The sequence below is a fragment of the Actinokineospora sp. NPDC004072 genome, from assembly GCF_053604195.1.
Genome location: NZ_JBSGHB010000011.1, coordinates 54,822 through 66,272, shown reverse-complemented (window position 1 = coordinate 66,272; position 11,451 = coordinate 54,822). Strand labels below are relative to the sequence as shown.

At 73.0% G+C, this 11,451-nt stretch carries 9 protein-coding genes; all 9 read left to right on the top strand.

What is annotated here, in order from left to right; genetic code table 11:
- Positions 1-8: 8 nt before the first annotated feature.
- Positions 9-1,148: an acyl-CoA dehydrogenase family protein gene (locus ACWEPX_RS18375; RefSeq protein WP_451898393.1), complete on the top strand. Its 1,140-nt coding sequence runs from the start codon at positions 9-11 to the stop codon at positions 1,146-1,148.
- 11 nt (positions 1,149-1,159) lie between these two features.
- The gene (locus ACWEPX_RS18370) at positions 1,160-2,467 is read left to right on the top strand and encodes an aspartate aminotransferase family protein (RefSeq protein ID WP_451898392.1); all 1,308 of its coding nucleotides are present in this window, start codon (positions 1,160-1,162) and stop codon (positions 2,465-2,467) included.
- 1 nt (position 2,468) lies between these two features.
- A complete protein-coding gene (locus ACWEPX_RS18365; RefSeq protein ID WP_451898391.1) occupies positions 2,469-2,957 on the top strand; it encodes a type II toxin-antitoxin system RatA family toxin in 489 nt (162 codons plus the stop codon).
- Positions 2,958-2,972: 15 nt separating this feature from the next.
- Positions 2,973-3,476 carry a hypothetical protein gene (locus tag ACWEPX_RS18360; protein ID WP_451898390.1) on the top strand — a complete coding sequence of 168 codons (504 nt, stop codon included), beginning with the start codon at positions 2,973-2,975 and terminating at the stop codon, positions 3,474-3,476.
- A gap of 6 nt (positions 3,477-3,482) precedes the next feature.
- The gene (locus ACWEPX_RS18355; RefSeq protein ID WP_451898389.1) at positions 3,483-4,469 is read left to right on the top strand and encodes a VlmB-like protein; all 987 of its coding nucleotides are present in this window, start codon (positions 3,483-3,485) and stop codon (positions 4,467-4,469) included.
- A gap of 49 nt (positions 4,470-4,518) precedes the next feature.
- The gene (locus ACWEPX_RS18350; protein WP_451898388.1) at positions 4,519-4,755 is read left to right on the top strand and encodes an acyl carrier protein; all 237 of its coding nucleotides are present in this window, start codon (positions 4,519-4,521) and stop codon (positions 4,753-4,755) included.
- Entirely contained in the window at positions 4,755-5,975 is a 1,221-nt protein-coding gene (locus ACWEPX_RS18345) for a beta-ketoacyl-[acyl-carrier-protein] synthase family protein (protein WP_451898387.1), read from the top strand. Before ACWEPX_RS18350 ends, ACWEPX_RS18345 begins: the two co-directional genes overlap by 1 nt.
- A 140-nt stretch (positions 5,976-6,115) precedes the next feature.
- Positions 6,116-6,508 (top strand): acyl carrier protein, encoded by a 393-nt coding sequence (locus ACWEPX_RS18340; RefSeq protein ID WP_451898386.1) that lies wholly within the window; start codon positions 6,116-6,118, stop codon positions 6,506-6,508.
- 10 nt (positions 6,509-6,518) lie between these two features.
- A complete protein-coding gene (locus ACWEPX_RS18335) occupies positions 6,519-11,450 on the top strand; it encodes an SDR family NAD(P)-dependent oxidoreductase (protein WP_451898385.1) in 4,932 nt (1,643 codons plus the stop codon).
- Position 11,451 lies beyond the last annotated feature (1 nt).

Below are 11,451 nucleotides of genomic sequence, written 5' to 3'. Positions count from 1 at the left end.
AGACAACCATGCGTTCCCTCGAAGCCGCTCGCGAGGTCTGCGAGCAGTTCCACCCCGGCCTGGTCCCGGCGCTGCGGGCGCTGACCTTCGCCGAGCGGGAGACCCCGGGCAGCCCGGTGATCGACCTCTTCCGCGCCCACGACGGCGTCGGCCTGCTGGTGCCGACCGACCACGGCGGCGCGGGGGCCGACCTGGTGCAGGCCGTGCAGGTCATGCGCGCGCTGGGCTCGCTGTCGCCGTCGCTGGCCGCGGCGGCCACCATGCACCACTTCACCGCGGCCACCCTCTACGCCCTCGCCCCGACCGAGGGCAGGCTGACCGGCGCGCAGATCGACCTGCTCAAGTCGGTGGTGCCCGAGCGCAAGATCATGGCCTCGGGCTGGGCCGAGGGCCGCACCGAGCAGAACATCCTCGCCCCCGCGGTCAAGGCCGTGCCGGTCGAGGCCGGCTACCTGCTCAACGGCAGCAAGAAGCCGTGCAGCCTGTCCGGGTCGATGGATGTGCTGACCGCCAGCATCGCCGTGCCCGGGCGCACCGGCGAGCCGGAGCTGGCGATGGCGCTGATCCCCGCCGACAGCGCGGGCATCACCCGCCACCCGTTCTGGGGCAACGACGTGCTGGCCGCCGCGGAGTCCGAGGAGGTCCGGCTCACCGACGTGTTCATCGCCGACGACCTGGTCATCCGCACCACCGACGAGGACCCCGAGCGGATCGAGGCGCTGCAGCTGGCCGGGTTCGTCTGGTTCGAGCTGCTGATCTCCGCGGGCTACGTCGGCGCGGCGGGCGCGCTGGTGGAGAAGGTGCTGGAGCGCGGGCGCGGCGGCGCGCAGGACCAGGCGCAGCTGGCCATCAAGGTCGAGTCCGCCTACGCCCTGCTGGAGGGCGCCGCGCGCGGCGTGCTCGACGGGGTGGACGGCGAGGCCGCCGTGGCCAACGCCCTGGTCGCCCGCTACGGCGCCCAGCAGCTCATCGCCGAGTCCACCGCCGTGGCCCTGGAGCTGCTGGGCGGGCTGGACTTCATCACCTCCGCCGACAGCACGCGCCTGGCCACCGGCGTGCGGCCGCTGGCCTTCCACCCGCCGTCGCGGGCCTCGGTGGCCGACGCGCTGGTCGCCTACTTCACCGGGCAGCCGCTCGTCCTGTCCTGAAAGGACCACACATGACCGCGATCGCGAACACGCCCGCCACCGGGCACGGCGCGGCCGAGCAGCGGGTGCTCGACCTCTACCGCAAGCACCTCAGCCGCGGCCGGGCCACCCTGGCCGAGCTGTTCGGCTGCCACGTCGAGGCGCACTCCGACGGCGCGTGGATGACCACCAGCGACGGCGAGCGCTTCCTCAACTGCGGCGGCTACGGCGTGTTCATCCTCGGCGCCCGCCACCCCATCGTGCTGGAGGAGGTGCAGCGCCAGCTCGCCGCCAACCCGATGGGCACCCGCATCCTGCTGGAGCCCACCGCGGCCGAGGCCGCCGAGCTGCTGTGCTCGGTCGTGCCCAAGGGCCTGGAGCGCGTGCACTTCTCGCTCTCCGGGGCCGAGGCGGTCGAGACCGGGCTGAAGCTGGCCCGCGCCAACGGCTTCAAGCACACCGTGTCGATGGTCAACGGCTACCACGGCAAGTCGCTCGGCGCGCTGTCGGCCACCGCCAAGGACGTCTACCAGCGCCCGTTCCGCCCGCTCATCCCGGACTTCACCCACATCCCCTTCGGCGACTCCGACGCCCTGGAGGCCCAGCTCAAGGCCCACCCGGGCGAGACCGCGGTGATCCTGGAGCCGGTGCAGGGCGAGGCGGGGGTGGTCCTGCCGCCCGCAGGCTACCTGCGGCAGGTGGAGGCCCTGGTCCGCGAGTACGGCGGGTTCCTGATCCTCGACGAGGTGCAGACCGGCATGGGCCGCCTCGGCGAGTGGTGGGGCGCGGACCTGGAGGAGATCACCCCGGACGTGCTGCTCACCGGCAAGGGCATCGGCGGCGGCGTCATGCCGGTCTCGGCCGCGGTCGCCACGCGCAAGGCGTTCAAGCCCTTCGACAAGGACCCGTTCGTGCACACCGGCACGTTCGCGGCCATGCCGGTGCTGATGGCCGCCGTCAAGGGGTCCATCCGCGCGCTGCAGGAGGAGCGGCTGGTCACCCGCGCGATGGAGCTGGGCACCCAGCTGCTGCCGCGCATCGCCGACATCGCCTACCGCAACATCGGCCACCTGGTGAAGGACGTGCGCGGGCAGGGCCTGCTGATCGGCGTGGAGCTGGTCGAGCCGGGCCTGGCAGGCGAGCTGCTCACCGAGCTGTTCAACAACGGCGTCGTGGCCAACCACTCGATGACCGGCAGCGCGGTCGTGCGGTTCACCCCGCCCGCGATCCTCACCGACGTCGAGGTGCAGACCCTGCTCACGGCGTGGGACCAGGCCACCCGCGACCTCATCACCAACTCGGCCACCATGCCCGATTCCCACCAGCCGGAGGGCGACTGACATGCGACACGTAGACCTGGAAGCGACCGTCCGCAACGCCAGCGCCGAGGATGTACTCCGCGCGCTCGTCCAGTTCGACCGCTACCCCGAGCTGGCCCCGCACGTGCGGTCGACCGAGGTGCACAAGACCCTGCCCGAGACCAGCGCGTCCTCCAGCTGGGAGCTGTACTTCCGCAGCGGCATCCTGCGCTGGACCGAGCAGGAGACGATCGACCTGGCGGCGCTGACCGTGGAGTTCGCCCAGGAGGACGGCGACTTCGACGTCTTCGAGGGCGTCTGGCGGTTCACCCAGGAGGGCGCCGACACCCGGGTGCGCTTCGACGGCGACTTCGACTTCGGCATCCCCTCGATGGAGGGCATCCTCGACCCGATCGCCGAGCGGGTCATCCGGGAGACGGTGGCCTGGGCCATCGACGGCTCCTTCGCCGAGGTGTCCTTCGCGGGCGACCTCGAACTCACCCCCGCCGCCGCGGCCACGCCCGGCCAGTAGCCCTCGGAGTCCACAATGGACCAGCTCAACCCCTACGAGACGCCCAACACGTTCAAGGCCCACCGCGCGGAGTACCTGTTCGGCCTGGTGGTCGTCACCGGGCTGCTCATCTGGAACATCTCCGAGGTGCGCTGGTGGGTCGCGGTCACCCTGTTCCTCTACATCGACCTGATCGGCTACCTGCCCGGGGCCATCGCCTACAAGAAGGCAGGCGGCGGCCCCATCCACAAGGGCTACCACGTCCTCTACAACGTGATGCACTCGATGATCACCCAGGGCGCGGTCGTCCTCGTCTGGTGCCTGACCATCGGCCCGGAGTGGGCGCTGCTGATCATCCCGTTCCACCTCTTCGGCGACCGCGGCCTCTTCGGCAACTTCATGAAGCCGCTGCGCCTGCCGTTCGAGCCCGTCGCCCAGCCCGCCTACCAGCGGATGCTCGACGAGCTGGGCATCGACCAGAAGGGGCCCGCGCCCGCCGCCGAGCCCGCCACGCCGGAACCCGCGCTCACCCGGAGCTGAGAGGCCATGACCCACACCACCGCGCCCGAGGCCGACTTCGACAGCGCCCCCAGCCTGCTCGACGGGGCCAAGGAGCTCGTGCTGACCGCCGAGCACTGCAACCTCGCCTACTGGTTCACCGACGTCGCCCAGGGCACCCTCGCCGGGCGCGGCGCGACCGGGCACGCCCCGGACGCGCTGGTCCCCGACTACATGCGCCAGCCCGGCCACCCGCTGCGCGAGGCGCTGGTGCTGGAGTTCGGGTTCCGCGCGCTGTCGGAGGAGCTGGCCACGCGCGTGCTGTCGTACTACGTGGCCAACGCCCCGGGCATCCCGGAGATGGAGTTCTTCGCCACCCAGCTGGTCGACGAGGCCCGGCACGCGCGCGTCTTCCGCGAGCACCTGGTGTCCATGGGCGTCCCGCGCGACCGGCTCTTCGCCGAGATCGAGGAGATGACCGCCGACTACCGCCAGCGCGTGCTGGCGCCGGTGGAGGAGTACGCGCTGGACATCGTGCGCGACCGCAAGGACTTCTACGGCGGCGTCGCGGTGTTCACCATCGTCATCGAGGGCGTGCTCGCCCCGGCCGCCGAGCTGAGCGAGCGCAAGTGGGGCGTGCTCGACCCGGCGGCGGGCGAGATCTCCCGCGGCACCTCCATCGACGAGATCCGCCACCTGGTGGTCGGCTCGACCATCCTGCGCGACCACCTGGCGCGCACCCCCGAGTACCGCCCCCGGCTGCTGGAGATCCTGGAGGCCGGGCGCAAGCTGTGGAACGAGGTGCCCGACCGCGAGTACGTCATCCACCGCGAGGAGCTGTTCCAGGAGGGCATGCTCCGCCACGCCGACCTGATCGCCGACTACGAGCTCTGGCCCGGCGTGCGGATGCTCGACACCACCCCCGACGAGCGCTACGACGCCGCCGAGCGGTGGACCGACGAGATGGCCGAGGCCCGGATGAGCTTCATGGGCCTGCCCACCGACTGGCTGTCCGGCGTCCCCGCCGGCGGCTGAGCCCGGCTTCCCGCCGGAGGAGATCCCCACCACAGGTAAGGAGAACGCCGTGTTCGAGACCCTGAAGAACATCCTGGTCGACAAGCTGAAGATCAGCCCGGACCAGATCGTCGCCGAGGCCACCAAGGAGGACATCGAGCTGGACTCCCTGGCCGTGGTCGAGCTGTCGCTGGTGCTGGAGAAGGAGCTGGGCCTCAAGATCAGCGACGACGAGCTGATGGAGCTGGACACCGTCGGCGAGATCGTGGCCCTGATGGAGCAGCGCGCCGGGAGCGTGACGGTCTGATGGCAGGCCCCGACGACGTCGCGGTGACCGGGCTCGGCCTGGTCACCCCCGGCGGGATCGGGGTCGAGCCCAGCTGGGCGGCCGTGCTGTCGGGCCGGTCCCGCGCGGCGCACGACCCCGTCCTGGCCGACAACCCGGTGTCGATCTCCTGCCGGGTGCCGGGCTTCGACCCCGCCGAGCGGCTGGGCGGGCGCAAGGCCCACCGGCTCGACCGGTTCGTGCAGCTGGCGCTGGTGGCCGCGCAGGAGGCGGTCGCCGACGCCGGGCTCGACACCGAGACGTGGGACGGCGCCCGGGTCGGGGTGGTCATCGGCAGCGCGGGCGGCGGCGCGGAGACCTTCGAGGCCAACCACAAGGTGCTCCTGGAGGAGAACCCGGCGTGGGTCTCGCCGCTGCTGCTGCCGATGCACCTGTCCAACATGGCCGCGGGCCAGGTGGCGATGGAGTTCGGCGCGCGGGGGCCGAACATGGTGGTGGCCACGGCCTGCGCGTCCGGGGCGACCGCCATCGGCATCGCCAAGGACCTGCTGGTCATGGACCGCTGCGACATCGTGCTCGCGGGCGGCACCGAGGCCCTGCTGAACCCGGTGACGATGGCCGGGTTCGCCCGCATGGGGGCGCTGTCCAAGCGGACCGACGCGCCCACGGCGTCCCGCCCGTTCGACATCGACCGGGACGGGTTCGTCGGCGCGGAGGGCGCCGGGATGCTCGTGCTGGAGCGGGCGGCCGACGCGGTGGCGGCGGGCAGGCGCGTCCGGGGCCGGGTGCTGGGCTACGGCGCGACCGCCGACGCCCACCACGTCACCTCCCCGGACCCGGGCGGGGCCGGGGTGCAGGCGGCCATCCAGGCGGCGCTGGCCGAGGCGGGGGCCGCGGCGGTCGACGTCACCCACGTCAACGCGCACGGCACATCGACCCCGCTGAACGACCTGGTGGAGGCCCAGGTGCTGGCCCGGCTGCTGCCGCACCGGCCGGTGGTGACCTCCACCAAGGGCGTCACCGGGCACATGATGGGCGCCGCGGGCGCCGCCGAGGCGGTGTTCTCGCTGCTGGCCCTGGAGCACGCGGTGGCCCCGCCGACGGCCAACACCAGCAGGCTCGACCCGCGCATCGACATCGACGTGGCGGTCCAGCCGCGGCCGGTGGCGAAGGGCCTGGTGCTCAGCAATTCCTTCGGGTTCGGGGGGCAGAACGCGGTGCTGGCCATCGCGGCCGCCTGACCCCGTGCCCCCGGCGGGGGTCGTGCGCCCGGTGCGCGCGGCCCCCGTCAGCTGCGTTTCAGGGGCTGATCAGAAGTGCGTTGTTGGATTGCTGCGAATCGAATCCGCGCGCTGACCACTCCCGTTCCCGGAGGCCCGCCATGACCGCACCCACCGTCGAGGCGCTGCTCGCGTTGCCCGCCTCGGAGCGTCCGGACGCGCTGGAGGCGACCGTCGTCGCCGAGTTCCGCGCGGCGATGCTGATGGACGACACCGAGCCGCTGCCGCTGGACAAGGCGTTCTTCGAACTCGGTCTGACCTCCTTACGCATCACCGACATCAAGCGCAGGCTCGAAGCCGCGCTGGACTGCGAGATCAGCGCGAACGCGCTGTTCAACCGGCCGACCGTGCGCGAGCTGGTCGACTACCTGATGTCCGACGTGCTGGTCGAGGTGTTCCCGGCGGCCGCGCAGCCGCAGGCCGCAGGCGCCGGGGTCAGCGCCGCGGACCGGGCGATCGTCGACGACCTGCTCCAGGACCTCTACCGGGCGTAAGGGACCAATGATGACTGAGCCGGACCTGCGCGCCACCGTCGCGCGCCAGCAGGCGACCATCCGCGAGCTGATGCTGGAGAAGTACGAGCCCATCGCCATCGTCGGCATCGGCCTGCGCTTCCCCGGGGAGACCCGCAGCCCCGCGGAGTTCGCCGAGTTCCTGCGGCAGGGGCGCTCGGGCATCGGCCCGCTGCCCCGCGACCGCTGGGACTTCGACGCCTACGCCCCCACCGGCGACGCCGAGCCGGGCAAGATCCGCGCCGACAACGGCGGCTACCTGGAGCGGCTGGACCAGTTCGACGCGCCGTTCTTCAACATCTCGCCCAAAGAGGCCCAGTACATGGACCCGCAGCAGCGGCTGCTGCTTGAGACGTCCTGGGAGGCCCTGGAGCACGCCAACATCGACCCGACGCCGCTGCGCAAGGGCACCGGCGGGGTCTACGTCGGGGCCAGCTCGATCGACTACGCCTTCGAGATGGACCAGCTCGCCCCGGCCGAGCTCGACGGGCACCTGGCCTCCGGGGTGACGTTCTTCCCGCTGTCCGGGCGGCTGTCGTACTTCCTGGGCTGGCACGGCCCCTGCATGACCGTCGACACCGCGTGCGCGTCCGGGCTGACCGCGATCCACCTGGCGGTCAAGGGCCTGCGCGCGGGGGAGTGCGAGATCGCGCTGGCGGGCGGGGTCAACGCCCTGCACCACCCGCGCACGCAGGTGATCTTCTCCGCGGCGGGCATGCTGGCCCCCGACGGCCGGTGCAAGACCTTCGACGAGGCCGCCGACGGCTACGCCCGCGCCGAGGGCTGCGGGATGCTGGTGCTCAAGCGCCTCTCCGACGCCCGCCGCGACGGCGACACCGTGCTGGCCCTGATCCGCGGGTCCGCGGTCGGCCAGGACGGCGACAGCGCCGGGCTGACCGTCCCCAACGGACCCGCGCAGGAGAAGGTGATGCGCGCGGCGATCGCCGCGGCCGCGCTGGCGCCCAAGGACATCTCCTACGTCGAGGCGCACGGCACCGGGACGCCGCTGGGCGACCCCATCGAGATGGGCGCGATCGCCGACGTCTTCCGCGACTCGCACACCCCCGACGCCCCGATCCCGGTCGGCTCGGTCAAGACCAACCTGGGCCACATGGAGCCCGTGGCGGGCGTGGTCGGGGTGATCAAGACCGTCCTGCAGCTGCAGGAGTCGACGATCTTCCCGCACCTGAACCTGCAGAACCTGTCCGGGCGCATCCCGTGGTCGAGCTACCCGGTGGAGATCCCCACGACCTGCCGCCCGTGGACGGCCGAGGTCAAGCGGGCGCTGGTCAACAGCTTCGGCTTCGGCGGGACGATCTCCGCCGCGGTCATCGAGCAGGCCCCGCCCGCCCCGGCGCGCGCCGCCGAGCCGATGCCCGAGGCTGGGGCGGTCTTCGCGCTCTCGGCGAAGAACCGCCGGTCGCTGGCCGGGCAGATCGCCCGGTACCGGGCCTACCTGGCCGAGCACCCGGACGCCGACCTCGCCGACCTGGCCCGCACGGCCACCACCGGCCGCGCGCACTTCCCGCTGCGGGTCGCCGGGCTGGTGCGCGACGTCGCCGGGCTCGACGCCTTCCTGCAGCGCCAGGGTGATGCCTCCGCACCGGAGTCGCGCAAGCTGGCGTTCCTGTTCACCGGCCAAGGCTCGCAGTACCTGGGCATGGGCGCGACGCTGTACCGGGACTACCCGCGCTTCGCCGCCACCGTCGACGAGATCGACGCGCTGTTCGCGCCGCTGCTCGGCCGGTCGGTGCGGGACCTGCTGCTCGGCGCCGCCGAGGACGGGGTGATCGACCAGACCCGCTACACCCAGGCGGCGCTGTTCACCCTGGAGTACGCGCTGGCCCAGCTCTGGATCTCCTGGGGCGCGCGGCCCACGGCGCTGATCGGGCACAGCATCGGCGAGGTCGTCGCGGCCACCGTCGCCGGCCTGTTCACCTTGGCCGACGCGGTGAAGCTGGTCGCGGCGCGCGGCAGGCTCATGCAGTCGGTGAGCGCGCCGGGCGGGATGGTCGCGGTGACCGCCGCTGCCGCCGAGGTCGAGCCGCTGCTGGCCGGGTACGACGACCTGGCGATGGCCGCCTACAACGCGCCCTCGCAGTGCGTGGTCTCCGGCGGGTCGGCGTCGCTGGCCGAGGTCGTCGCCGCGCTGGCCGAGCGCGGCATCAAGGCCAAGGCGCTGGCGGTGTCGCACGCCTTCCACTCGCCGCTGATGGCCGAGGTGTTCGACGAGTTCCGGGCGGTCTTCGCCGACATCGCCTTCCACGAGCCGAAGCTGACCCTGATCTCCAACCTCACCGGCAAGGTCGCCCGGTTCAGCCAGGTCGCCAAGGCCGAGTACTGGGTGCGCCACATCGGCGAGGCGGTCGACTTCGCCGCCGGGATGGCGGCCATCGAGCGGCGCGGCAAGCACGTGTTCATCGAGATCGGGCCGTCGGCGCAGCTCTCGGGCCTGGCCAAGAAGTGCGTCGAGGCCGACGAGCACCGCTGGCTGACCAGCGTGCACTCGAAGGACCCCGAGGGCGCGACGATCCGCAAGTCCGTCGCCCAGCTCTACACCGCGGGGCTGCCGGTCGACTGGGCCGCCTTCTACGGCAGGCCGGCGAACCCGCTGACGCTGCCGACCTACGCCTTCGACCGCAAGCGCCACTGGCTGCCCGAGGGCAGGGGCGCGCTGGTCGCCCGCTCCGGCGGGCACCCGCTGCTGGGCGCGGAGGTGGCCGACGGGGAGTTCCGGGCCGCGGTGCCCGCGTTCCCGGTCGGGGCGGTGCTGGACCTGCTGTGCGCGGTCCAGGACAAGGTCTTCGGCGAGACGTCCCGGGCGATGACCGGCGTGCGGCTGTTCGAGCTGCCCGCCGTCGCCGACGACGAGCAGGTCGACCTGCGCACCACCGTGCAGCGCACCGGCGACGGCGCGCGGGTGGAGGTCTTCGCGGGCGAGTCGCTGCTGGCCGCGGCCGTGCTGGGCGGCGAGCCCGCGATGGCGGGCATCGAGCTGTCCGAGGGCATGGCCGAGGCCGCGCTGCCGCTGGCCGAGCCCGCCGAGTACCTGCCCGCCACCCTGCTGGACGACCTCTGGCGGTCCGTGCTGGCCGACGCGGAGTACCACCCGGTGCGCGTGTCCCGGGCCGTGCTGGCCAAGAAGCCGCGGGCGGGGGAGCTGCGCGCGGTGATCCGCCAGTCGCCCGCCGAGCAGGTGGACGAGGACCTGGTCATCGACGTCCTGGTCTACGAGGGCGACCGGGTGGTGGCCTCGCTGGAGGGCGTCGGCCTGCGCCGGGTGGACGAGGAGGGCGGCCCGCGCCACTTCCTGCACCGCATGCACTGGGTGCCCGCGGACGCCGAGCCCGCCGCGGCTGAGCGCCGCGTGCTGCTGCTGGGCGCGCAGGCCCCCGCCGCGGCGTCGGTGGTGTCCTCCCTGGACGACAACCCGACCGACGTCGTGTTCTGCTGGGAGGAGCTGCCCGGGTCGGGCGTGGAGCGCCTGCGGGCGGAGAACGAGCACAACTTCACCCGCCTGCTGGACACGCTGAAGACCCTGGCTGAGCGCGGCTTCGGCCGCGGGCAGCGGCTGTGGCTGGTCACCAGCGGCGCGCAGGTCGTGCCCGGCGACGACGCCCACCCGATGCCGGTCGCCGCGACGCTGTGGGGCTTCGCGCAGGTGCTGCTCAACGAGTACCCGTCCTACCGGCCGACCCTCGTCGACACCGACCGCATCGAGTCCGTCTTCGCCGAGGTGGCCAGCGCCGACACCGGCGACTTCCAGGTCGCCTACCGCGGCGGCACGCGGTACGTCAAGCGCTTGCGGCCCTACAGCCCGGACCTGGAGCCCGACGTCCGCGAGACCCCCGTCCGCCCGGACCGCACCTACCTCATCACCGGCGGTCTGGGCGCGTTGGGCCTGGTCACCGCGGAGAAGCTGGTCGACCTCGGCGCGCGGCACATCGCCCTCGTCGGCAGGCGCGGCACGCCCGCGGCCGACGCGGTGGACGTCTGGGACCGGCTGCGGGCCCAGGCGGAGGTCCGCGTGCTCACCGGCGACCTGGGGCAGGCCGCCGACGTGCGCCGGATCGTGGCCGAGCTGGCGGCGGGCGAGCACCCGCTCGCAGGCGTCATGCACGCCGCAGGCGCCCTGGCCGACGCGCCGGTCGCCGCCCAGACCTGGGAGTCCCTCGACGCCCTCTTCGGCCCCAAGGTCTACGGGTCGTGGCTGCTGCACGAGGCCACCGCCGGGCTCGACCTCGACTTCTTCGTCGGGTACTCGTCGGCGGCCTCGGTCGTCGGCGGGATGTCGCAGTCCAACTACGCCGCCGCGAACGCCTTCCTCGACCAGCTCTGCCACCACCGCGCCGCCATCGGCCTGCCCGCCCTGGCGGTCAACTGGGGCCCGTGGTCGGCGGTCGGCATGTCGGCGCGGCTGTCCGAGCTGCACGTCAAGGCGCTGGAGCACGAGGGCGTGCACTACTTCACCCCGGAGAAGGCGCTGCGGGCGCTGGCGGTGCTGCTGCGCAGGCCGTGGCCGCAGGTCGCCGCGGGCGAGGTCGACTGGGCCCGGTTCACCGCGGCCAAGCCGGTCGCCAGCGGCCTCTACGCCGAGCTGCACACCCCGGCGGCCGAGTCCGGCGGGCTGGACCTCGTCGCGCTCTCGGCGATGGCCGCGCCGGACCGCATCGCCGCCCTGCGCGAGCACATCCGCGCCACCGTGGCCCGCATCCTGCACATCGACGACCTCGCCGACGTCGACCCGAACACCGAGTTCGTGCGCCTCGGCATGGACTCGCTGGCCTCGGTCGACCTGAAGAACTCCGTGGAGAGCGCGGCAGGCGTCGTGCTGCCCTCCGGGGTCACCTTCGACCACCCGACGCCCGCCCGGCTCGCCGAGTTCGTCGACCAGTGCATGACCGCGTCCGCCGTGGCCGCGTGAG